The following is a 23016-nucleotide window of genomic DNA, read 5'->3' as shown; positions in this document are numbered from 1 at the left end:
TTTTTAATCGAACCACGGAGGCACAGAGAACACAGAGGAAGAGAGTTGTTTACATTTTATTTAATATGATGATTAGAAAAATCTTTAAGTTCCTGTTTATTGTCACTCTCGTGTTTGGAATGACTGGTTGTAATTTTATGACTATTCAACCAGGTAAGGAAAAGTTACCACCTGTTGAGTCATTAATTACGCCAAAGTTACCAGATTGGATAGAACAAATTAGTCCTTTAGGAGATGCAAAACCTACCAATCAAATTCGGATTCGCTTTCAGGAAGCTTTAATTCCTGTTGAAAGTCTTGATAGTCCCCAACAGCAAAGTTTATTAACTAAATTTGCGATTTGGCCTCCTTTACCGGGACAATTTCGCTTTTTAACTCCGCGTATGGTGGGTTTTCAAGCTGATAAAGCTATACCGAAAGCAACGCGAGTTAAGGTTACTCTTAAAGCGGGTTTAGCAGATTTGAAAAATCATCGGTTAAGTCAAGATTTGGCTTGGACTTTTAATACTGAATCTATTCAAATTACTAATTTACCAGGAGTTAACCCGATTGAAAAAGCCGTAGTTGAACCAATGGGTTTACAACCAAAGTTGCAATTTACCTCTAATTTAGAATTAGATTTAGATTCTGTCCAAAAGCATTTACAGTTAATTCCTGAAGGTAAAACGCAAGGTGTGGGTTTTAAGGTGGAATTAGCGAAGGAAGAAACACCAGAAAGTTTAGATCCTTTTGAAAAATTTGACCCTTCAGTCAGAAATTGGGTTTATAATCTTATTCCTGGGCAAAATTTAGAGAAAGCTACTTCTTATCGGTTGACTTTTTCTCTTGGTATTCTTCCTGCTAATGGTAATTTACCCAGTCAAAAAGAATTTGTTAGTAAGTTAGCAACTTATTCACCTTTAGGATTTGTGGGAATTAAACCCTATGGAGAACCAGATTCTGGGGGAACTTATGGGAGATTTACTAAAGGTAGTCCTCAGTTAGAATTTAATAACATTTTATTGGCAGATTCCGTTAAGGACAATATTAAAATTAAGCCCGTACCTAAAAATATTGATACTGTATTGCAAGTTTCTGAAGAAGATAGAATTGTCAGCATTAATCCCTATTCTTTAGAACCATCTACTACTTATACAATTAATATTGAGAAAAATCTTAAAGATAAATTTGGGCAAACTTTAGGTAAACCAGTAACAATTAAATATGATACTGGTGATGTGGCTGGAAATATTTCTGTACCATCAGATTTAAATATTTTCCTCACAGATAAAGATTTGCAAATTAATATTGATACTATTAATTTACCAGAGTCAAAATATCAAGCTGCTTATCGCATTGTTAAGCCTACAGATTTGGTTTATACAAATACTGCTAATGATTTATTACCCGAACCTTCTAAATGGCAAGATTTCAAAATTAGGGGTAAACAAAATCAGTCATTAACTATCAATATTCCTCTGAAAGAAAAATTAGGTAATCGTCAGGGAATGTTAGCTTATGGAGTGCAAGCACGAACTCATAAATATCAAGAAGACGGTAAGCAATTGTGGAAAGAACCGACAACTTATGGCATGGTACAATTAACTAATTTAGGTGTCTTTTCTCAATGGTTTCCAGAATCGGGTTTAATTCGGGTTCATCATCTTAGTGATGGTTCACCAGTTAAAGCGGTAAATATTGAAATTTATCAATCAAAATTAGCAGAAAAATCTCGTCCTCAACCTGTACCCTGTGCAACTGGAAAAACTGATGAAAAGGGAATTTTGATCATTGAGAATAATCAATTAATACAATGTTATCCCAAATTAAAATCTAGCGGACTACAATTATTAGTAATCGCCAGTGAAAATCAAGATTGGGCATTTGCGAGAACGGAAGAATATAGTGGTGCTTATGGTTATGGAATTGATGCCGGTTGGGAAGCTGATAAACCAGAATCACGAGGAATTATCTTTTCTGATAGACAATTATATCAACCCGGAGAAAAAGCTGCTTTTACTGCTTTTGCAGATTATTTAGAAAAAGGTAAAATTCAGGAAGACAAAAATTCCGTTTATCAATTAACTTTAGTTAGTCCTAATGGACAAAATACAGATTTAGGAACAAAAACAACTAACCAATTTAGTACATTTTCTTTAGAGTTACCAATTCCTCAAAATCAGCCTTTAGGCTTTTATACTATTAAAGCTAAAGGTAACAAGGGACAAGAAATTTCGGGAGAGTTTCGAGTAGCAGAATTTAAACCCCCAAATTTTAAAGTTGATTTAAAACTCAATCAAGAATTTGCAGTAATTGATGACAAAATTGATGTGCAGGTAGGAAGTAATTATTTATTTGGTTCACCAGTTGAAGGGGGAGAAGCTAAATATTTTGTCACTCGTAAACAGACTAATTTTATCCCTAAAGGTTGGGAAGAATTTAGTTTTGGGAGACAATGGTTTTGGCCAGAAGAAAGTCCCAATGTGACGAATGATGTTTTGCAAACTAGCACTAAATTAGATACGAATGGGAAAAGTAGTCAAACTGTAACTGTAGCTAAAGATTTACCATACCCCATGACTTATCGGGTAGATGTGCAAATTAGTGATATTTCTAATTTATCGGTTGCTAATTCCCAAAGTTTTACCGCTTTACCCAGTAACCGAATAATTGGTTTAAAAACGAATTTTGTCGCTGACGCTGGCAAAGATTTTCCTATAGAATTCATTGTCACTGACGCAACTGGAAAAGCTTTAGACAATCAAAGAATACATCTGGAATTACAACAGATGAAATATAGCAGCGTCACCAAAATTGTTGAAGGTAGCAAAACTCCACAAAATCAAGTTGAATATCAGACAGTTGGGAAAACAGATATTACATCTGGGAATACTCCCGAAACAGTCAATTTAAAACCTACTGTATCAGGTTCATATCGGATTCGCGCTAATTTCAGTAATAGTAGAGATGAACTTACAGCCACAGATTTACAAATTTGGGTGACAGGAGAAAATCAAGTATTTTGGGGTGGAGAAGAAAAAGATAAATTGGAAGTTAAATTAAATAAAAAAGAGTTTAAACCTGGAGACATAGCTACAGCTTTAATTCAATCTCCCTACCCAGAAGGAGAATTATATTTTGCGGTGATTAAAGATAAACCTCTCTATCAACAAGTAGTTAAAATTAAAGGAGGTGCGCCCCAAATTCAGTTTACAATTACCCCGGAAATGTTACCTAATGCAGCAGTAGAGGCGGTATTAGTCAGACAAGGTAAACCACTTAATCAAGTAGAACCGGGAAGTTTAGAAAATTTAGCCAAAATTGGGTTTGCAGCTTTTAAAGTTAACCTAACAGATAAATATTTAAAGGTACAAGTTAACCCAGTTGAAAAATCTTTAGAACCGGGAAAAGAAGCAAATGTAGAACTGGAATTAAAAGATCATCAAGGAAACGCTACCAAAGGACAATTTACTGTCATGGTGGTGAATGAAGCGGTATTACAATTAACTGGTTATCGTCCGCCAAATTTGGTAGATACTGTTTATGCAGAACAACCAATTTCTACCCGATTCAGTGATAATCGTCGTGATGTTAAATTAGCACCATTAGCTACAGGTTTACCCAAAGGTTGGGGTTATGGTGGAGGTTTCTCCAATGGTTTAGCAAATACTCGGATTCGTGAAGATTTTCAAGCTTTAGCTTATTACAATGGTTCGGTGATTAGTGATGAAAATGGTAAAGCAAAAATCACCTTTAAATTACCCGATAATCTAACAACTTGGCGGATAATGGTTGTGGCTACAGATGGAAATCTGCGGTTTGGGAATGGTGACGCAACATTTATCACCACAAAACCATTAATAACTAATGCTATTTTGCCACAATTTGCCCGGAGTGGCGATCGCATTTTGGCAGGTTTATCCGTCACCAACACCACCACAAACACTGGAAATCTGACTATTAACGGTGAACTTAGCGGTTCTCTTAACTTCGCCGAAAATAACCCCAAAACCACCTCATTACAACCAAAAGCCGAATCAGCAACCCAAGCTTATCGTTTCCCAATGGTAGCGGGTAATTTGGGCGAAGGTAAAGTCACATTTACCACTCAATTAAATAATATTGCTGATGGTTTTACTGTCCCCTTGGAAATTAAACCTTTAGAAATTACCGAACAAGTTGTGGAAACTGGTGTAAGTGAAAGACAGGTAAAAATTCCCTTGAATATTGCTAAAAATACCTTTCGTGAAGCCGGAGGTTTAGATATTCAATTAGCCAGTACCTTAATTCCAGCAATTAAAGCCCCTGCAAAACAAGTTTTAGAAAATAATGATTTACCATTTGCAGAACCAGCCGCAAGTCAATTATTAATTGCTGCAAATCTGCAAACTCTCACCCAAAAATATAATCAAACCTTTGCCGAATTTAATCCTCAACAACAAGCAAAATTAGTAATTGCACAATTACAAAAATTGCAAATAGCAGATGGTGGTTTTGCAGCATTTCCAGGACAAGAAAAATCCGATCCTCTGGTTTCTGCTTATGCTGGAGAATCTTTAGTTATAGCTAATCAAAACTTTCCTAATTTAGTGGATAGTAAAATCATCTCTAATCTGAAAACTTATCTGCAAAAAGTTCTCGCAAATCCTGGACAATACGACTTTTGTAAACAGAAACTTTGTAAATCTCAATTACAACTAAATTCCTTAATTGCCTTAGCACAATTAGGAGATAAACGCAATAGTTTCTTGTCAGATATTTATCAACAACGTGATAATTTTGATCTAGTTACTCAAATCAAATTAGCCAGATATCTATATCAATTTCCTGAATGGCAAAATCAAGCCCAAATCATGCGGTTGGAGTTCCAAAAGAATATCTATGAAACTGGACGTACCGCAGTTGTGAATTTACCCAAAACTTGGAGTTGGATGAGTTCAAACACTGTCACCCAAGCCCAAGCTTTACGGTTATTTATTGACCAAAAAACCAACCCAGAAATTATTGATAAATTACTGCAAAGTCTGCTAAATTTACGCAGAGAAGGGACATGGGAATCTAGTTATAATAACGCCCAAGCCCTCACAGCTTTAGTTGCATATAGCCAACTCCAACCCACACCACCTAATTTTATAACTACGGTAAAATTAGCAAATCAGAAATTAGGAGAAACCAGTTTTAATGGCTATCAAAATCCTAGCTTACAAATGAATATTCCTATGAATCAATTACCTCAAGGTAAACGTGATTTATGGTTACAAAAATCTGGAAGAGGTAAATTGCATTATTTAGTCGCTTACAAATATCGTTTACAAGGAAATCAACCAGGGAGATTTAACGGTTTACGAGTAACGCGAGAAATTAGTAAAGTTAATGAAGAGAAAACTATTCAAAAAACCGGAATGTATGCTTTTGATAAACCATTAACCTTACAACCTGGACAAGTATTTGATATTGGTTTAGAAGTAATTACAGATCATCCTGTAGATCATGTAGTCATAAAAGACCCATTACCCGCAGGATTTGAAGCTGTAGATGGTAGTTTTCAAACAGCGACACCAGCATTACAAGCAAAAGCCGATAATTGGCAATTAGGATATAAAACAATCTATAAAGATCGGATTATTTCCTATGCAGATCATCTAGAACCAGGAGTTTACAGTTTACATTATTTAGTTCGTTCCGTTACCCCAGGAACATTCATTTGGCCAGGTGCGGAAGTTCATCTTCAATATGCACCAGAAGAGTTTGGACGCAGTGCAGATTCTACTTTAGATATCTTAGAAAGGTGAGTTTTTTTATGATGAATTAATTCTCTTTTCTCTGTGTCCTCTGTGCCTCTGTGGTTCGATAAATTTCCTCCAAACCACAGAGTGCAAAAACCTTATTGTACAATCTGATTCCGGCAATATTCTTGCGTCGGTGTCACCGAAACAACTTCCACCTCTACAGGTTTTTCTGGAGTAGGATTAATAATAAACTCACTTGGTCCTTGATGCGGTTTTAGAGGATTTCCCCAGTCATAGGTATAACCTAAACCAGACCAAGGATAATATTCTTTTTTGGCATTGGTGTAGGAATTGGTGTATATTGCCTTAACAACAGGACTACTATCAGGAACAGGTAAAGGTAAAAGATTACAACTAGAATCGTTAATTTCTCCATCAATACATGGTCTAGTTAAATCTTCGGCTTTTACCCACATTTCCACAAAATGAGTTTTAGTGGAATATTTATTTAAGATTAATCCTAAATACTGTTGTAACCGCAAAGAAAGTTCAATATTATCAGGAATATTGCTATCAATGGGTTGATATTTTTGACAAAATTCTTTTACTTGTGGTACTGCTGTAAACCAAGTTTGATAAGGCAGCAATTTCTTTGCACCTATTGGCCAATCTGTACTTGGGTTACTTGTGTATTTCCAAGTTGACATCAAATATTCTACCTTGCCATTATTTTCTCTCCATTTAACTTGGGGATTATTTGGAGATAAAGCCCACAGATTATTAACTACTTCATCTGGTAATGGTTCTTTGGCATCTTCAATACTATCTGCTAATGTTTTGGTGAGAACATTATAGGTTTCTGGTTGATATTGCAATAGATAGTCATAGACATTTTGGGTTACTTCTAATTGGGCTAATTCTGCTTTGAGAATTGGAGTATTGTTGCTAGTAACTTCTGCTGCGAATACTCTATTTTGCCACCCGAAAACTAAAAAGGCACAACAAAGTAAGCCTACAAATAATTTCTGCTGCCAATTTCTCATGATTAATCACTTGGTACTTGGAGTTTTGTATCAAAACAGATTCTACATGAAGATACTATCAGTTTTGTAGTAAGAATTGTTAATAAATAATTAAAAATACTGAATTACGTATTATAAATATATAGGAATCCGGTTTGATTCCTGAATTTTCCGTTGAGTTAGGGAACAGGGAACAGGGAACAGGGAACAGGGAAGAAGGATTTCAGTATGTACCGAGTTCTGTTCAAAAATCAAATAGGAGTCCTATAGAACTAATATTTGATTTTAAAAAAGATACGTAGGTTGTGTTAGCGACAGTATAACGCGCCATGATCAATGAAAAAGACGGAAATTGGCAATGAACAATAACCAATCAATTAGACGCTTACCCAATCAACGTTGGCAAATTGCAGCAACAAATCCCGAAGCCAGTTTAACATTAGCAAATTTAATGAATATTTCCCCCATTATTAGCCAATTGTTAATTAATCGGGGGATGAGAAACCCAGAAGATGCAAAAATATTTTTAGATCCTGAATCTTTAAATTTACCTTCTCCTCTGGAAGAATTCCCTGATTTAGCTGCAAGTGTGGAATTATTGGAAATGGCGATCGCCAATCAAGATAAAATAGCTATCTGTGGCGACTATGATGCAGATGGTATGACTAGCACTGCTTTACTACTCCGCAGTTTACGCGCGTTAGGTGCTGATGTTGATTATGCTATCCCCAGTCGAATGCACGATGGTTATGGCATTAATAACCGGATTGTCCAAGAATTTCATGATGAAGGGGTGAAACTAATTCTCACCGTAGATAACGGAATTTCTGCCGTTGAACCAATTACCAAAGCCAGAGAATTGGGTTTAAAAGTCATTATCACAGATCATCATGATATTCCCCAAATATTACCTCCAGCCAATGCAATTCTGAACCCGAAACTAATCGCTGAATCTTCTCCCTATCGAGGTGTAGCTGGTGTGGGTGTGGCTTATATTTTAGCCGTTTGTTTAGCCCAACAATTAGGAGAACTCAAAGGTTTAGTACAGCCACTTTTAGCCCTATTTACATTAGGAACTATTGCCGATTTAGCCCCTTTAACGGGTGTGAATCGTCGCTGGGTAAAAAGAGGTTTAAATATCTTACCAAAATCTACATTACCAGGAATACAAGCATTAATTCAAATTGCTGGAGTTCAAGCCACTGAAGGAGAAAAAAACCAAACTTCTAAATCTTTAAAACCTGAAGATATTGGTTTTAGATTGGGACCAAGAATTAATGCTATCGGCAGAATTGGTGATCCCCAAATTGTGATTGATTTACTCACAACCGATGATTTTAGTATTGCACTAGCCAAAGCTATCCAGTGTGAACAAACTAATACTCAACGCCAACAAATGTGCGAAGAAATTGAAAAAGAAGCCATTTCTATTGTTGAAGATTTATATGTAAACTCTTTACAAAAAGATCGGGTATTAGTTGTTATTAAAGATAATTGGCATCATGGTGTCATTGGAATTGTTGCTTCCCGCTTACTAGAACGTTATGGTGTTCCCGTCTTTATTGGAACTTACGAAAATGACAGCATAATTCGGGGTTCAGCGCGGGGAATTCCTGAATTTCATGTATTTGCAGCTTTAGATACTTGTCGAGATTTATTAGGTAAATTTGGAGGACACAAAGCTGCGGGAGGATTTTCTTTACCAACGGAAAATTTACCAGAATTTAGATTGCGGTTATCTGCATTTGCAAATCAGTGTTTAGAACCTCAACACCTGAAACCGCTGTTGAAAATTGATACTCAAGTTAATATTCACGAAATTAATCAGGATCTTTTTCAACAGTTAAATATTCTTCATCCCTGTGGTATTGATAACTCAGATCCAATTTTTTGGACTGCGAATGTTCAAGTGATTGAACAGAAAATAGTTGGTAAAGGTCACATTAAATTAACTGTATCCCAAACTATAGACAATCAGCGTCAAGAAATTAAAGGCATAGCATGGCGTTGGGGTGACTATTTTCCCTTACCATCAAGATTGGATATTGCTTACAAACTCCGAGAAAATAACTTTAATGGTAAAACTACCATTGAAATGGAGTTAATCGGTGCAAAACTCCCAAATCACGTTCTTGAAATTTTCACTAATTCATCAAATCAATCACGGGCTAGTTTTGAATATAAACAGCGTCAATATACCTGTGGAATCTATGAAAATGGGATGAGTAGGGAATTAAGAGTTAAAAATTCTGAAGGTAAGGTTTTAGTTATGCAACCAGAAGATAAATTTGGTCTGTTAGGTTTCAACCGCGACAATGCAGAACAGGTAAATCTATCTCAACCCATCTATGAAGGAATTGTACAAACTGCAATTCAGGCTTTATCAACTTCTGTGCAGAATTAAAGATTTAAAACTTTTTTAAGCGGGGATTTAAACCCCGATGATCCTAAATGGGTAATTGGTGACAATACAAACCATTACCCATGACCCAATTTACAGGTTGCCGTTGCGAAATGCTAGAAGGAAGATTACTATAGGACCGGAAACCACGATTAGTCCCACGCAAGTTAACTGCAAGACAACTTCCCAATTGATGTTAGCTAAAATCTCCATTTTTTCCTCCCAATGATTTTAATGGTTTAAAAAGATTTAATAATTCAATCGTAAAACCCGCAACTTATCATATCTGTTTAGGGGATCGAAAATTTAATTTAGTTCACAAAATTATAGAAAAAGTCATAAAAAAGTAGAATATAGCAGGAGGTGGGGGCGCAGGGTCTGCGCCCTTTGTCAGCAGTCAGGAGTAAAATCCTTTTGTTGTCAGAGTTTCATGATTGATATCCTAATCACCCTATACAGGGGTATAACAGGAAGATTAACTATACATGAGTATAACAGGAAGATTAAAAGGTTAAAAATATGGCTACTTGGCAATGTATATCTCAGTGTGGCGCTTGCTGTAACTTAACACCAGCAGATCGTCCAGATTTAGAAGAGTATCTTTCACCACCGGATTTAGAACTTTATCTTAGTATGGTCGGCGAGGGTGGATGGTGCGTAAATTATGATCATGGTGCGCGGGAATGTAAAATCTACTCCACCCGTCCCCGGTTTTGTCGGGTGGTAGCAGAGACATTTGAAGAGATGTATGGAATTGAACCGGAAGATGTGAACGATTTTGCCATTGATTGCTGTCGTCAGCAAATTGAGGGGGTTTATGGCGATCGCAGTTTAGAACAAATCCGTTTTGATCAAGCCGTCGGGTTTTGATTTAATTCATATAATTATTCTCTCATTGTGTTTTTGAGCGCAGTAATCAATGGGAGATTCATCTTTATGTACCTAAATTTTGCTACTGCTTACAAAGTTTCTATGCTATCCCATATATCTAACAATAATTTCAAGCTAGATAAATGATTCATTGATTCACATCGCTTTTTTAACGCATCTAGATACTTTTTACCCTCTACAACCTTTGGATCTTTTTTAGTGTAGGACAAACCAAATTGTTGGAGATATTCTTTGAGATAACGTTCATGAAATTTCGCTTTTGTCCTAAAAATATATCCAGGTGGAAAGGAGGACATTTCTTCAGGATCATTTACCAAAATATCGTAATATGCCTGAAACTCCGATAAAACTGGAGAACTTCCACTTGAACTATATTCGTTAGGAATTTCTGCATTACCTAATGCCCATGTTTCAATACAGCAATGCTGAATTATTATATGAATCTCTGTTTTTGAGCTATCTATATTGTAGCCTGACTTTAGATCATTAAGTTTAGATTTAACTTCATGAAAACGATCAATATAAGAATTTTCTTCGGAGTCAATACATATAAAAAAATGATTGACATTACCGAATTTTTCTATATCAATTAAACAGGCTTCCAGTCGAGAAACTCCTGGATATTGCTTAGGCTTACTCACCATATTTGGATAACCATCACCTGCGATAATTCGACAAGTATTTATTGTCATATCTTCAGGTCTAATAACAAAAGTTAAGCTAGGAAATAAATGTTGTAACCATGCTTTATATACTTTTGGTTCTGTCTTTCCCCCCTCTACTAAAAATAAAAGATTCACTCAGAAACTTCCTCACTATCAAGTAAATTAACTAATTGAGTAAACTTATCCAAACTAGAAGCTGTGTTAAGTTCTGGAATATTTAAAGATTTTCTAACTTTGACTTTATTTCCAGATTTACTAACTATTTGCCAAGTTTTCCAAGGAATATTATTGATAATATATGGATGATGGCTAGTAAGTATAAACTGTACATCTGGGGATTTATCAAGGATAAAGTCTGTTAGTTCAGCCATACAGTTAATCCCTAAACTATTTTCAAATTCATCAATTAAAATCACGGATTCTTCAGGAGCAGTAATTACTTCAATTAAAAAAATTAAAGTACGAAACATACCGGATGAAATTCGCTCTTGAGGAATCCAGTCTTCTAAACCATTTTCTTGAATTTCCAAGAATAGCATAAAATCACCATATGAATCTCTCTTACTACTAACTCTCACATCTTTTACTTCTGGAAAAACATCAATGTAACGTTCTTTAATTTCATTGAAAACATCTGTAAAAACTTTCTGTAAATAAAAAGCCTTTAAGACTGGCGGAAAATCAGCAACAAATTCTTTATAATTCTGAATTTCTAGTATTTTAGAAAAATTAAAACCAAGTCCAATCATTGATTGTTGACGAGTTTCAAAGTTAAATATTAATCTCTCAAATGCTTTACGAACTGGAATAATTAAATCTTCTTCTGAAAGAAGAGTAATTGCACTTTCAGTTCTTTTCAATTTAGGTAATTTTTCGTTATTGAATTTTGAATATAAGTCAGTGCGGAGAAGTATCTCTAATTCAGAATTATCATCATATCGAACTAATTTTTCATACACAATTTCGGGTTGCTCTGATTCATTTACGTTGAGAAACATTTCTTTGTTTTTAGTTGAGGAACTTTTTAATTCCCATCTATAATTTTGTCCTAAATGAGAGAAGTTAATACTCCATTCCAAATCATCTAAATTGCGATTTATACCTTTTGCAACATCACAAATTAAATTAAGTGCCTTTAAAATTCTTGTCTTTCCAACTCCAGAACCACCAACAAGTAAATTTAGATCCTCAAATTTAACTTCCTCAATGTGCCAATTTTCTTTATTGTTACTGAACTTAAAACTCTGTATTTTCATATTTCTTACTTTTTTTAACAAATAATTATATAGAGAATTTAAAAGAATTTCTGACATGAACATCTTCAATTCGCTTTATGTCTGGTATTTTAGCACTCAAAATTATGATCAGAGATTTTGTTTTAGATGACTTTTTAATATCATTAATTAAGCGCGTATTCTCATCAATAGTCTTTATGCAAAAAATAAATACTGCTATTTGCTTGATATTGCCTCTTGACGAGTATACTCAAAACGGCTAGAAACTGGACTTTTTTATCATACAAAGAACAAGCTTCAAAGCCTCTCCAATTATAAAAGCTGCTCCTTTTCCCTCCCTTGTAGGGGAGGGTCAGGGAGGGGTGCGGGGAGAGGTTTACCAGAGGGGTTTCATATTTGGTTAAACTATGAACCGTTTGCAGTATATAAGCAGAGCGATCGCAGTTTAGAACAAATCCGTTTTGATCAAGCTGTCGGTTTTTGAGAAATCCAGTTGCAATTTATGACAACAATATGAGAAAATGAAAAGAATATGAAAACAACCTAGAGACAATATTAGCGCCTGTGAAACTTGATACTCCACCTGTCAGCATTTCCCAATTATCGGAAACTGAAAGCCAGTTACATCAGACTATAGTTAAGGATCATCCCCAACCTAAAGAATCTGTATTTATGGTCTTTGGGACGACCTTCATTACAATTTTTCTCGCAGAAATTGGTGATAAAACCCAACTTTCCACCTTATTAATGAGTGCAGAATCTCATGCCCCTTGGGTAGTTTTCTTGGGTTCAGCAGTAGCATTAATTACTACTAGCTTACTGGGAGTATTATTAGGTAGTTGGATATCTACAAAACTCAGCCCGAAAACCGTCGAGAAATCAGCCGGGGTGATGTTGCTGTTAATTTCCCTGATGCTGGTGTGGGATGTGATTCAGGGTTAATACTTATAAATATTGTGAATTAGGGAATTATGAACTGGCATCTTTTAGGACTAAGCTTTGTAACAGTGTTTTTATCAGAATTGGGTGATAAAAGTCAGTTAGCAGCGATCGCACTTTCTGGACAGGGACAATCTCGAAAAGCTATATTTTTTGGTACAGCGGGTGCTTTAGTATTAACAAGTCTCCTGGGCGCATTGGCTGGTGGTGCAGTGTCCCAATTTTTACCTACACGCATTTTAAAAGCGATCGCAGCCGTCGGTTTTGCCATCCTCGCCATCCGTCTATTATTACCTAACAGTGACGAGGAATAATTCAAAAAGTAAAAAACTCTGATTTTAAGCTTCCCGCCAACACCAATTTAAAAGCACACCTCCTCCAACCACCTTCAAAACTTCCAACAGAAAATAACCGCCGTGCAATAAATTCATTGTTGGTGGCATTGAATCACGAGGGAGTAAGCTAAAATTAGCCCCCAGAGCGCACATTTGGGGAGTTAGGAAATAAGTATCTAGAAATACGATTATTAACAGAAGTCCAGATAAAGCAATGATACCCAAACGCCAATTAGATTGAGTTTTGCTAATAGCTAACACAGCAGTTAAAACCACAGCAGCAGACAATAATTCTAAGCGATTAAAATTCCCAAAAACCACATAACCGACTGTAGAAAAATTTGCCTCATTCATCATCCCAGCAACAGCAAGACTAGGCATAATTACCCAATCTAACACCAGACTAGCACTCAGCCAAAAGCCCAGAGTTAAGAGAATGGCTGTTTGCCAAGTTGACTTTTTCAAATTGGGGTTAGAAATAGCGTTCATAAAAATAATTGCTTTGTTGTATTCTTAGAGTCTAACTAAAACAATGATTTTGACAACAAATATCAATTAACTGTTACAAACCAAAAAATAGCGTTATTAAAGCGGTTTCAGACGATTTTGTAAACAAATTTGAAGTTTGATTAACAAATAATTCAAAAATCTGCAAAACTTAATATCTTTGCGTCCAGAAAATCCAATTCAATAGATTGACTGTTTTAGTATTTAAGATTTGCTAATGCTAACCAAAATTCTATATCTGCTGTAAGCATAAAGATTCTTATCAGATAGTTTTTAATTGAGTTTTGTAGTTTTTATAGATACTTGTATTTTTAAATTAAATCTTGATTTTTTCCTTATTTTCCAGAGGAAAAGCTGCATCGGAAAAATCAATAGTTTCCCCAGATACAGGTAAACATTCATCACTGAGATTTTCACAAAATATAATTTCTACAACATCCCAATTATCATTTTCAGGAATTATAGCTTGATAAATAAAACCATCTTCTGATTTTCTAAAAGCATCATATAAATCAATATTACCAGAACGAATATTTTTTAATCTTCCTTTTGACATGGGAGAATAAAGCCAAGTTTTATGATCTGGTGTTTCATCTATCCAAACAGCTAAAAAAATCTGTCCTGAAGCATTTTGACAGCTAAATAAACAGGGAAAATCATAATATTCATAGATTTCAATAATTTCTAGGTTTACTAGCGGTGGGTATTGTGGTAGTAATTTCATAGATAAACCTCATGTTTAGTCAGGAGAAGTAATATTAACAATTTCAAAATTTCGCCAAGGTTCTTGATTAGCTGGAAACCACCAAGTATAATGATCATTACCTGTTTTCCTGGAAGGTGTGTTTAATATTACTCCTAAATCAGAATTTATATATGCTAATGCTAATTGTTTTTTGCGAAGTGCAGGAATTTTATTACGAGCATTACAAACTCCTACTTCTGAGGTAAAAACAGAGAGTCCACAAGTTTGACATTCTGTGATGTTTTTAGGACAAGGTTGATCTATATTTTGTTCACGCCATGATCTAAAATCATCAGATGTAGGAGGGTCGTTATCTACCAGACGGTAAATAGTTCCTGAAATTGGTTGAGCAGCTTCAGAAGGGCAATTTTCAGGAAAATGCTGAGGCCATTTCATGTTATTTCTTTTATTTTAATACATTTTTTAAATGATATCACCACCGCCAAGAAATTACGCTAATAGCAAAATTCAGCTAAAACTGAATCAAGATTGATATTTATTCAGTCTGTTTTAACAGACTTTCGCTATGAGACTGAGAATTAATTCTCAGGCGGTTTTGTGGGATAATGGAAGATGTATATTAACAGCAAAAAACCCTCAATAAATTAACCGAAGGCTGATTAAGAAAAAATTCATAAGTGGATAAATTTTATGGATTAGACTGGTTCTTCTTACCGACAAATAGTATTACTATGATACAAGTAACAGTAGCTAATACAAGACTTCCGAATGCGTTACTAATTTTCATTCCAAAAATGTCATTGACAGTATCTGAGTGCGGAACAAACCAAAACGCTGCATAGAAAAGTGCAAATGCAAACAAGAATCCGCCAAATAACTTGTACAAGGAAACTCTTTCACTAATATCTTCTGCACTGTATCCCTTCAGAAAGTCAAAAATGTTATCTTTCATTTGTAAGAGGTTAATAAAATAACAAGCTAAATTCTAAGTTAGAAGGCTTGAGAATGTCAATTTCTTTATCAATAACTATAAAATGCACACAATTACAAATAAATCCATATCACAAATCATCAGGAGTTAAAGCAGTAAGTTTACTGATTCTTGCTAACATTCTCGGACCAATCTCTTCATTATCATGAAAAGCAAAGACAAAATCAGCCCAATCAGGATGTGACAGAATTTTGTGTGAACCCGATTGACGTTTGATTTTCCACCCAATACGTAACAAAGCAGCTAAAACGCGCTTTGCTTTTTGACTAGACCATTGACTCATGCTGCTGCAAAAGAAACACTAAATAAATCTGGTTTTACTTCCCCATGTTCCAGTTTATCAGCCAAAACACGCAAAGCCAAAGCCTGAACCTTAGCCACCGCCTCCTGTCTTGTGTTTCCATAAGCCAACACACCGGGAAAATCAATCACTTCCGCAATAAAGCGTCCATCTTCCTCTTGTTCAATCTCTATTTTCAAGTTCATAGCCTGTAACGGTAAGGTAATAAAAGCGATATTTGAGTAAAACAATCAAAATATATGACCTCCATAGATTCTAGCAAACACAAAAGAGCCAAAGCCCTCAAACCCGGAAGCGTGCGCCCCGCCAAAGAACTCTGTAGCGAATGCGGACTATGCGACACCTACTACATTCATTACGTCAAAGAAGCCTGCGCCTTCATTACCCAAAGAATAGACGAACTAGAAACCACCACCCATAACCGCCCCCGCAACCTCGAAAACGAAAACGAACTATATTTTGGAGTTCATCAAGAAATGATGTCCGCCAGAAAACAACAACCCATCGAAGGCGCACAATGGACAGGAATAGTTAGCAGCATCGCCATAGAAATGCTCAATCGTGGCTTAGTCGAAGGCGTAGTCTGTGTCCAAAACACCAAAGAAGACCGCTTTCAACCCATGCCCATTATCGCCCGCACAGCCGAACAAATACTAGCAGCCAAAGTCAATAAACCTACCCTATCCCCCAATCTTTCTGTATTAGAAGAGATAGAAAAATCAGGAATGAAACGGTTATTAGTGATTGGAGTAGGTTGTCAAATCCAAGCATTACGAGCCGTAGAGAAAAAACTCGGCTTAGAAAAACTCTACGTACTCGGAACACCATGCGTAGATAACGTTACCCGCGCCGGACTGCAAAAATTCCTAGAAACCACCAGTCGTTCCCCCGAAACAGTCGTCAGCTACGAATTTATGCAAGACTTCCGAGTCCACTTCAAACACGAAGACGGTTCAGAAGAAACAGTCCCCTTCTTCGGCTTAAAAACCAACGTCCTCAAAGACATCTTCGCCCCATCATGTATGAGTTGCTTCGATTACGTCAACTCCCTCGCTGATATCGTCGTTGGGTATATGGGCGCACCATACCAATGGCAATGGATAGTAGTCAGGAACGATACAGGCAAGGAAATGTTAGAACTCGTCAAAGACCAACTCCACACCCAGCCAGTCATGTCCCAAGGAAACCGGAAACCAGCAGTACAGCAAAGCATACCAGCTTATGATCAAGCAGTGACATTACCCATGTGGGCAGCGAAATTAATGGGTGTGGTGATAGATAAGATTGGCCCCAAAGGACTGGAATATGCGAGATTTTCCATAGATTCCCACTTTGCGAGAAATTATTTGTATGTGAAGCGGAATCATGGAGAGAAATTAGAAGCTCATGTACCGGAGTTTGCGAAGCGGATAGTGGAGCAGTATAAGTTACCGGAATAAGGTCTCACGCAAAGGCGCAAAGACGCAAAGGGAAGAAGCGTCTTTGTCCTGAGTTTATAGGTTGTTCGCAATGCGGGAGATTCCGTCTTTGATGAGAAATGATCCGAAGTTTATGAGTAAACCAAGGCGTTTATCAGCGAGACGAAGGTAAGTTAATAGTTGTTTTTTATGCACCGGGTGAACTGTTTCTACAGATTTAAGTTCGATAATAACTTTGTTTTCAACTATTAAATCAGCCCGAAAACCTATCTCTAGATGAACATCTTCATAAACTACAGGTATGGGTTGCTCCGCTTTCACCGCCAATCCTCGCTTTCCTAACTCATATTCCAGAACAGACTGATAAACAGATTCCAACAAACCTGGTCCCAACCTTGTATGAATCTTATACGCAGCATCAACAACTTCCTTTGCCATCTCATTCTCATTCATATCCACCTTCTTCCTTTGCGTCTTTGCGCCTTTGCGTGAGGATTATTCTATATTTATCACCGCCTCAATAGCCGCTTGTAAAGCTATAGATACATGAGTCCAATGAGTCCCCCCTTGGCAATAAACCACATAAGGTTCTCGCAATGGACCATCTGCTGATAATTCCAAGGTACTCCCCTCGATAAATGTCCCCCCAGCCATTACCACTTGGCTTTCGTAGCCTGGCATATCGTCGGGTATGGGTTCTAGATAAGATCCTATGGGTGAATACTGTTGAATGGCTTTGCAGAAGGCGATCAGTTTTTTGGCTGAACCGAGTTTAATCGCTTGAATCACATCTCCTCTGGGCGCTAATGGTGGGGGGTTAACTGGATAACCCAGTTTGTCAAATACATAACCTGTTAGGTATGTTCCTTTCATCGCTTCCCCTACCATCTGCGGGGCTAAAAATAATCCTTGGAATAACAGGCGATTTTGATCAAAGGTTGCTCCGCCTTCGCTACCAATTCCGGGGGCTGTCAGTCTACAAGCGGCGGCTTCTACTAGGTCTGCTCGTCCGGCTATATAACCACCTGCACTCACGACTGTACCCCCAGGATTTTTAATCAATGAACCAGCTATTAAGTCAGCACCAATATGGGTTGGTTCTTGGGTTTCTATGAATTCGCCGTAGCAGTTGTCTACAAAACAAACTGTGTGAGGATTTTGCTGTTTGACTATGTAAACAATTTTCTCTATGTCGGCTATGGAAAGGCTTGGTCGCCATGAATATCCGCAGGAACGTTGAATCAATACTAACTTTGTGTTGTCAGTAATGCTAGTGCTTAAGTTTTGCCAATCTATTTTTCCTTGATCAGTTAATTCCAATTGGCGGTATTTTATGCCAAAATCAATAAGAGAACCTTGGCCTTGTCCTCTCAAGCCAATTACCTCTTCCAAAGTATCGTAGGGAGAACCGACTACTGCTAACATTTCATCCCCAGGACGAAGAACACCGTACAGCGCACAAGCGATCGCATGAGTTCCCGAAACAAACTGCACTCGCACCACCGCAGATTCAGCACCCATCACTTGGGCAAAAACTTTATCTAAGGTTTCTCGTCCTAAATCATCGTGTCCGTAGCCACTTACGCCTGCAAAATGGTGTGCGCCTACTCGGTGATGACGAAAGGCATCTAATACTCGTTTAAGATTATGCTTGACCTGAGCGTCAATACCAGAAAAAATTTCTAATAGCGCCTGTTCTGCTTCCCGCAGCTGTTCAAAGCTGTTCATCGTTTCCTCATTCAAAAACATAAAATAGATATGCGGATTTTAGGATCGCGCAGACTAGGCTGAACAATTTCTATTCAGGTTACTGCATGACAATTGCTACTTCTAAACCTCACATTAACTGGGTTAATACCCTATTTTTCGTTGCATTGCACGTCGGCGCTCTCTTTGCCCTAGTTCCTAGCAATTTTAGCTGGCAGGCAGTTGGTGTGGCTTTATTGCTCTACTGGGTAACTGGAGGTTTAGGTATTACTTTGGGATATCACCGTCTTGTTACTCACCGTAGCTTTCAAACACCCAAATGGTTAGAGTATGTCTTGGTGATTTTTGGCACACTTTCTTGTGAAGGTGGTCCCATCGAATGGGTGGGTACACATCGAATTCACCACTTACATTCCGATACTGAATCTGATCCCCATGATTCAAATCAAGGTTTCTGGTGGAGTCACATGGGTTGGATGATTCATTTCGCTCCCGCTCACGATCAAGTTCCTCGCTTCACTAAAGACATTATTGATGACCCAGTTTATCAGTTTTTACAGAAATATTTCATTTTCTTACAAATTGCTTTGGGCTTGGTCTTATACTTCTTAGGCGGATGGCCAATGGTGGTCTGGGGAATTTTTGTCCGCATTATCTGGGTTTATCACTGTACTTGGTTGGTAAATAGTGCTACTCATAAATTCGGATACCGCTCTTATGATTCTGGTGACAGATCAACTAATTGTTGGTGGGTTGCTATTCTTGTATTTGGCGAAGGTTGGCATAATAACCACCATGCTTTTCAATACTCTGCTCGTCATGGTTTGGAATGGTGGGAAATTGATATGACTTGGATGACAATTCAGTTATTGCAATTACTGGGTCTAGCAACAAATGTGAAACTGGCAGAGAAAAAGGCATAATACAGATTTCATGCTCAAAGTCAATAGTTTTATAGTCAATCTTTGGCTGAAAACTATTGACTTTTTGTGTGTAAATGGGGCAATTTAAAATTTAAAAATTTTAATTGCTAACTAACTATCCTAAGTGGTTGTTAAGTTGCTATAATCTCAGAAATTAATGTTACAAAACTTTGCAGCAAGTTACGTTTTTTAGTAACGTTGTGTTGCAGTCTGTTGTTTTTCAGGTATTCATGACTACATCAATCATCAAAAGTCAGGAAATAACGGTCTCCACAGACCTGGGCAAAGACCAAATAAAACTAAAGCATATTATCAAAAGTCTGCCCAAGGAATGTTTTCAGAAAAATAGCCGCAAAGCCTGGACAACTGTAATTCTCAGTTTATCTATGGCTGCATTGGGCTATTATTTCATCGCAATTTCCCCTTGGTTTCTTTTACCCCTAGCTTGGATTTTTACAGGAACTGCTTTAACAGGTTTTTTTGTTATTGGTCACGATTGTGGTCATCGTTCATTTGCAAACCGTCGCTGGGTAAATGATTTAGTGGGACATTTTTTCATGATGTTCTTGATTTACCCTTTTCATAGCTGGCGGATTAAACATAATCATCACCATAAACATACTAACAAGCTAGACGAAGACAACGCTTGGCATCCTATTAGAACAGAGGTTTTTGCAGGTTGGTCTAAGAATAGACAATCTGCCTTTGAGTTGTTTATGCGTCAACGTCTCTGGTGGGTAGGTTCGATTGGTCATTGGGCAGTTGTGCATTTTGATTGGCGCAATTTTCAGAAAAAAGACCAAGCTAGTGTCAAACTTTCTGTAGCTGTAGTAGTTGCTTTTGCAGCTATTGTCTTCCCAAGTTTAATTATTACAACTGGTGTTTGGGGTTTTATTAAATTCTGGTTTATTCCCTGGATTGTTTACCATTTCTGGATGAGTACCTTCACTATTGTTCACCACACTCTTCCAGATGTTCCTTTTTCAACTGCTGATAAATGGAATGAAGCCTTAGCACAGTTATTTGGGACAATTCATTGTGATTACCCTCAGTGGGTAGAAGTTCTTTGTCACGATATTAATGTTCATGTTCCCCATCATATTTCTACTGCTATTCCTTCCTATAATTTACGGTTGGCTTACAGTAGCATCAAAGAAAATTGGGGTCCTTATCTCCATGATGAATATAAGTTCTCTTGGAATCTGATGAAAGAAATCACTAATCAATGTCAACTCTACAAAACTGATATTGGTTATACTACTTTTGACGCATACCGGGCAGCGAAATAATTATCCATGAGTGATGAATTTAGAAAGTATAAATTTGTTAATTGCTTACTTGTACTTTCATCACCAGTTCCTTTAGTTTGGCAATTAACCACGAATGTTGAGTAAAATTGCCAATATTTCTCTGTTTAAATTCCAGTGGTAACTAAATATTACCCCACACTTAATTGATAATTTACAATCAACCAATCCAGTGCAATTAGATACAATCCAGTTTAATCAAGACCCTAGTTCCCAATCTGGTGAAGGTAAAGAAAAGTTACCTTTTACTCTTCAGGATTTAAAAGCTGCTATTCCCGCTGAATGTTTTCAGCCTAGTGTGACTAAATCGCTTTATTATTTCTTTCGTGATGTTCTGATTGTGGGACTGCTGTATGCAGTTGCCAATTACCTAGATTCTTGGTATTTCTGGCCAATTTTTTGGGTAATGCAAGGAACGATGTTTTGGGCTTTGTTTGTAGTTGGTCATGACTGCGGACACCAATCTTTTTCTAAGCATAAGTGGTTAAATGATCTAGTTGGTCATATTACCCATACTTTCATTCTTGTTCCTTATCATGGTTGGAGAATTAGCCACAGAACTCACCACAAAAATACAGGCAGTTTAGAGAATGATGAAAGCTGGTATCCTGTCTCTGAATCAGAGTATGATGAGATGCCTTTAGCGCAAAGAATAGGGCGTTTTTATCTGTTCTTATTGGCTTATCCAGTTTATTTATTCAAGCGTTCTCCTGGTAAAGAAGGTTCTCACTTTTCACCCAGCAGCCCGCTGTTTAAGCCTTCAGAAAAATGGGACATTATCACCAGCACCACCCTTTGGATTAGTATGGTGGCTGTGTTAGGTTTATTCACTTATCAATATGGTTGGATGTGGTTGTTAAAATACTACGCTGGCCCTTATATTGTCTTTATCATTTGGTTAGATTTGGTGACTTTCTTACACCACACTGAACCCGGAATTCCTTGGTATCGTGGGGAAGAATGGACTTTCCTGAAAGGGGCAATTTCTAGTGTTGACCGAGATTATGGGATTTTTAACCACATTCATCATGATATCGGTACTCATGTTGCTCACCACATTTTCTTGAATATGCCTCATTACAATTTGTTGAAAGCGACTGAGGCAATTAAACCAATTATGGGTGAGTATTTCCATGAATCGAAAGAACCAGTTTGGAAGTCTTTGTGGAATTCCGCTATTGGTTGTCATTTTGTTCCAGATACAGGTAGTAAGGTTTATTACACTTCTAAGAGTCAGAATGCAAAATAGTCGGTAGATTTTTTAAATCTAGTAAGTCCGCTAATGCGGGCTTTTTTTTATTTTAAATTTTCCTTAAAAGTGAAAATAGGGGATAATTATTCTCAAGGATCGGCATACTGAATAAGGGAGAAATTAAAAAACCACTCTTGGGACGAAGGTAATAAAGCGAAAATGAGACGTAAATCTGCTAATAATAGACCAACTAATCCGTCTAAACCCTCTATGTTCCAATCCCCGATGTTTAACTTCGTCACCATTGCCATTTTTGGAGCGGTGCTGATTTTGGGAATTGGGATTGGGATTGCGTTTAGTTCGACAACTACATTGAGTTCATCAAATGTGGCTTCCCGTGAGTTCATTGATACTAGAGCGCCAAATCCTGAGATTTGTGTGCAGTATGGATCTAGTGCAATGGTGATGGATGCCAGACTCTTTGTAACTCTTAATCCCTTTAATGTCTTTGTTGCCCAGCCAAATATCCGTCCTGGATGTGTTATTCGTCAAAATAACTGGGCTATTTTAGAAAATAAAAAACTTGTAACATCAGACCAGGTAAGAGAATGTAAGAATCGTCTCAATACCTTTGGGTTTACAGGGGACTTAAATAGTGAAAAGCCAGATATTAGATGTATTTATCAAAATGAATCGGCTCAAAATTTCTTTTTATCTCAACCGGGGGCTGTGGGAAGTCCTCAAGATACGGAAAGATTTTAAATATAG

22 protein-coding genes are annotated in these 23016 nt (G+C 37.0%); 10 read left to right on the top strand and 12 right to left on the bottom strand.

Translation table 11 applies throughout. The features are described from left to right. Window positions 1–65: 65 nt before the first annotated feature. Window positions 66–5771: an alpha-2-macroglobulin family protein gene (locus tag AA650_RS16775; RefSeq protein WP_053539878.1), complete on the top strand. Its 5706-nt coding sequence runs from the start codon at window positions 66–68 to the stop codon at window positions 5769–5771. Between the two features lie 92 nt (window positions 5772–5863). Here AA650_RS16775 and AA650_RS16770 read toward each other — a convergent pair whose 3' ends face one another. Next, window positions 5864–6751: a hypothetical protein gene (locus AA650_RS16770; protein ID WP_053539877.1), complete on the bottom strand. Its 888-nt coding sequence runs from the start codon at window positions 6749–6751 to the stop codon at window positions 5864–5866. Window positions 6752–7088: 337 nt separating this feature from the next. On the opposite strand from AA650_RS16770, the gene recJ reads away from it, so the two are divergent. Further along, on the top strand, window positions 7089–9134 hold the full coding sequence (recJ, locus tag AA650_RS16765; RefSeq protein ID WP_053539876.1) for a single-stranded-DNA-specific exonuclease RecJ: 2046 nt from the start codon (window positions 7089–7091) through the stop codon (window positions 9132–9134). 90 nt (window positions 9135–9224) lie between these two features. On the opposite strand, the gene psb30 is transcribed toward recJ, so the two are convergent. Then, window positions 9225–9344: a photosystem II reaction center protein Ycf12/Psb30 gene (gene psb30, locus AA650_RS26790; RefSeq protein WP_071992760.1), complete on the bottom strand. Its 120-nt coding sequence runs from the start codon at window positions 9342–9344 to the stop codon at window positions 9225–9227. A 306-nt stretch (window positions 9345–9650) separates the two neighbouring features. Here psb30 and AA650_RS16760 point away from each other — a divergent pair, with 306 nt between their 5' ends. Next, a complete protein-coding gene (locus tag AA650_RS16760; RefSeq protein WP_053539875.1) occupies window positions 9651–10001 on the top strand; it encodes a YkgJ family cysteine cluster protein in 351 nt (116 codons plus the stop codon). 89 nt (window positions 10002–10090) lie between these two features. Here the strand turns inward: AA650_RS16760 and AA650_RS16755 are convergent, their stop codons facing one another. Continuing rightward, window positions 10091–10822, bottom strand: a complete 732-nt coding sequence (locus AA650_RS16755; RefSeq protein WP_053539874.1) for a hypothetical protein — start codon at window positions 10820–10822, stop codon at window positions 10091–10093. Further along, window positions 10819–12000, bottom strand: a complete 1182-nt coding sequence (locus tag AA650_RS16750) for an AAA family ATPase (RefSeq protein ID WP_234413213.1) — start codon at window positions 11998–12000, stop codon at window positions 10819–10821. The genes AA650_RS16755 and AA650_RS16750 overlap by 4 nt, the downstream gene beginning before the upstream one ends. A gap of 486 nt (window positions 12001–12486) precedes the next feature. Between AA650_RS16750 and AA650_RS16745 the strand changes: the two genes are divergently transcribed. Both AA650_RS16745 and AA650_RS16740 read left to right on the top strand, forming a co-directional pair. After that, window positions 12487–12864, top strand: coding sequence for a TMEM165/GDT1 family protein (locus AA650_RS16745; protein WP_053539873.1), 378 nt, complete (start codon window positions 12487–12489; stop codon window positions 12862–12864). Window positions 12865–12893: 29 nt separating this feature from the next. Next, the gene (locus tag AA650_RS16740; protein ID WP_039202938.1) at window positions 12894–13175 is read left to right on the top strand and encodes a TMEM165/GDT1 family protein; all 282 of its coding nucleotides are present in this window, start codon (window positions 12894–12896) and stop codon (window positions 13173–13175) included. A 24-nt stretch (window positions 13176–13199) separates the two neighbouring features. Here AA650_RS16740 and AA650_RS16735 read toward each other — a convergent pair whose 3' ends face one another. From AA650_RS16735 to AA650_RS16710, 6 genes are all read right to left on the bottom strand, one after another. Then, window positions 13200–13685: a hypothetical protein gene (locus tag AA650_RS16735; protein WP_053539872.1), complete on the bottom strand. Its 486-nt coding sequence runs from the start codon at window positions 13683–13685 to the stop codon at window positions 13200–13202. 334 nt (window positions 13686–14019) lie between these two features. Next, a complete protein-coding gene (locus AA650_RS16730; protein WP_053539871.1) occupies window positions 14020–14427 on the bottom strand; it encodes a DUF6575 domain-containing protein in 408 nt (135 codons plus the stop codon). A 15-nt stretch (window positions 14428–14442) separates the two neighbouring features. Next, complete coding sequence (locus tag AA650_RS16725; RefSeq protein WP_053539870.1) at window positions 14443–14844, bottom strand: hypothetical protein; 402 nt, start codon at window positions 14842–14844, stop codon at window positions 14443–14445. A gap of 253 nt (window positions 14845–15097) precedes the next feature. After that, a complete protein-coding gene (locus tag AA650_RS16720; protein ID WP_039202943.1) occupies window positions 15098–15361 on the bottom strand; it encodes a hypothetical protein in 264 nt (87 codons plus the stop codon). 109 nt (window positions 15362–15470) lie between these two features. After that, window positions 15471–15683, bottom strand: a complete 213-nt coding sequence (locus tag AA650_RS16715; RefSeq protein WP_039202944.1) for a type II toxin-antitoxin system HicA family toxin — start codon at window positions 15681–15683, stop codon at window positions 15471–15473. After that, a complete protein-coding gene (locus AA650_RS16710) occupies window positions 15680–15886 on the bottom strand; it encodes a type II toxin-antitoxin system HicB family antitoxin (RefSeq protein WP_027401799.1) in 207 nt (68 codons plus the stop codon). The genes AA650_RS16715 and AA650_RS16710 overlap by 4 nt, the downstream gene beginning before the upstream one ends. A gap of 54 nt (window positions 15887–15940) precedes the next feature. Between AA650_RS16710 and AA650_RS16705 the strand changes: the two genes are divergently transcribed. After that, on the top strand, window positions 15941–17140 hold the full coding sequence (locus AA650_RS16705) for a Coenzyme F420 hydrogenase/dehydrogenase, beta subunit C-terminal domain (protein WP_053539869.1): 1200 nt from the start codon (window positions 15941–15943) through the stop codon (window positions 17138–17140). Window positions 17141–17194: 54 nt separating this feature from the next. On the opposite strand, the gene AA650_RS16700 is transcribed toward AA650_RS16705, so the two are convergent. Together AA650_RS16700 and AA650_RS16695 are read right to left on the bottom strand one after the other, a co-directional pair. Next, window positions 17195–17572: a GxxExxY protein gene (locus AA650_RS16700; protein WP_053539868.1), complete on the bottom strand. Its 378-nt coding sequence runs from the start codon at window positions 17570–17572 to the stop codon at window positions 17195–17197. A gap of 42 nt (window positions 17573–17614) precedes the next feature. After that, window positions 17615–18847 (bottom strand): methionine gamma-lyase family protein, encoded by a 1233-nt coding sequence (locus AA650_RS16695; RefSeq protein ID WP_053539867.1) that lies wholly within the window; start codon window positions 18845–18847, stop codon window positions 17615–17617. A gap of 86 nt (window positions 18848–18933) precedes the next feature. On the opposite strand from AA650_RS16695, the gene AA650_RS16690 reads away from it, so the two are divergent. The 4 genes from AA650_RS16690 to AA650_RS16675 all read left to right on the top strand — a co-directional run bounded on the left by AA650_RS16690 (window position 18934) and on the right by AA650_RS16675 (window position 23010). Further along, window positions 18934–19749 (top strand): acyl-CoA desaturase, encoded by an 816-nt coding sequence (locus tag AA650_RS16690; RefSeq protein WP_053539866.1) that lies wholly within the window; start codon window positions 18934–18936, stop codon window positions 19747–19749. Window positions 19750–19979: 230 nt separating this feature from the next. After that, window positions 19980–21038: a fatty acid desaturase gene (locus AA650_RS16685; protein ID WP_053539865.1), complete on the top strand. Its 1059-nt coding sequence runs from the start codon at window positions 19980–19982 to the stop codon at window positions 21036–21038. A gap of 190 nt (window positions 21039–21228) precedes the next feature. Further along, a complete protein-coding gene (locus AA650_RS16680; protein ID WP_053539864.1) occupies window positions 21229–22305 on the top strand; it encodes a fatty acid desaturase in 1077 nt (358 codons plus the stop codon). 162 nt (window positions 22306–22467) lie between these two features. Next, window positions 22468–23010, top strand: coding sequence for a DUF3172 domain-containing protein (locus AA650_RS16675; protein WP_053539863.1), 543 nt, complete (start codon window positions 22468–22470; stop codon window positions 23008–23010). Window positions 23011–23016 lie beyond the last annotated feature (6 nt).

Origin of the sequence: Anabaena sp. WA102 (genome assembly GCF_001277295.1) — a bacterium.
GTDB lineage: Bacteria > Cyanobacteriota > Cyanobacteriia > Cyanobacteriales > Nostocaceae > Dolichospermum > Dolichospermum heterosporum.
The sequence above is the reverse complement of the archived record's forward strand: the minus strand, read 5'-3'. Positions and strand labels throughout refer to the sequence as shown.

Excerpts from the sequence above, each read along its gene's own strand:
- AA650_RS16720 (WP_039202943.1), bottom strand. The coding sequence starts at position 15,361 with ATGAAAGATAACATTTTTGACTTTCTGAAGGGATACAGTGCAGAAGAT.
- AA650_RS16760 (WP_053539875.1), top strand. The coding sequence starts at position 9,651 with ATGGCTACTTGGCAATGTATATCTCAGTGTGGCGCTTGCTGTAACTTA.
- AA650_RS16705 (WP_053539869.1), top strand. The coding sequence starts at position 15,941 with ATGACCTCCATAGATTCTAGCAAACACAAAAGAGCCAAAGCCCTCAAA.
- AA650_RS16685 (WP_053539865.1), top strand. The coding sequence starts at position 19,980 with ATGACTACATCAATCATCAAAAGTCAGGAAATAACGGTCTCCACAGAC.
- psb30 (WP_071992760.1), bottom strand. The coding sequence starts at position 9,344 with ATGGAGATTTTAGCTAACATCAATTGGGAAGTTGTCTTGCAGTTAACT.
- AA650_RS16750 (WP_234413213.1), bottom strand. The coding sequence starts at position 12,000 with ATGTCAGAAATTCTTTTAAATTCTCTATATAATTATTTGTTAAAAAAA.
- AA650_RS16695 (WP_053539867.1), bottom strand. The coding sequence starts at position 18,847 with ATGAACAGCTTTGAACAGCTGCGGGAAGCAGAACAGGCGCTATTAGAA.
- AA650_RS16730 (WP_053539871.1), bottom strand. The coding sequence starts at position 14,427 with ATGAAATTACTACCACAATACCCACCGCTAGTAAACCTAGAAATTATT.
- AA650_RS16715 (WP_039202944.1), bottom strand. The coding sequence starts at position 15,683 with ATGAGTCAATGGTCTAGTCAAAAAGCAAAGCGCGTTTTAGCTGCTTTG.
- AA650_RS16675 (WP_053539863.1), top strand. The coding sequence starts at position 22,468 with ATGAGACGTAAATCTGCTAATAATAGACCAACTAATCCGTCTAAACCC.
- AA650_RS16725 (WP_053539870.1), bottom strand. The coding sequence starts at position 14,844 with ATGAAATGGCCTCAGCATTTTCCTGAAAATTGCCCTTCTGAAGCTGCT.
- recJ (WP_053539876.1), top strand. The coding sequence starts at position 7,089 with ATGAACAATAACCAATCAATTAGACGCTTACCCAATCAACGTTGGCAA.
- AA650_RS16700 (WP_053539868.1), bottom strand. The coding sequence starts at position 17,572 with ATGAATGAGAATGAGATGGCAAAGGAAGTTGTTGATGCTGCGTATAAG.
- AA650_RS16735 (WP_053539872.1), bottom strand. The coding sequence starts at position 13,685 with ATGAACGCTATTTCTAACCCCAATTTGAAAAAGTCAACTTGGCAAACA.
- AA650_RS16740 (WP_039202938.1), top strand. The coding sequence starts at position 12,894 with ATGAACTGGCATCTTTTAGGACTAAGCTTTGTAACAGTGTTTTTATCA.
- AA650_RS16690 (WP_053539866.1), top strand. The coding sequence starts at position 18,934 with ATGACAATTGCTACTTCTAAACCTCACATTAACTGGGTTAATACCCTA.
- AA650_RS16770 (WP_053539877.1), bottom strand. The coding sequence starts at position 6,751 with ATGAGAAATTGGCAGCAGAAATTATTTGTAGGCTTACTTTGTTGTGCC.
- AA650_RS16710 (WP_027401799.1), bottom strand. The coding sequence starts at position 15,886 with ATGAACTTGAAAATAGAGATTGAACAAGAGGAAGATGGACGCTTTATT.
- AA650_RS16775 (WP_053539878.1), top strand. The coding sequence starts at position 66 with ATGATGATTAGAAAAATCTTTAAGTTCCTGTTTATTGTCACTCTCGTG.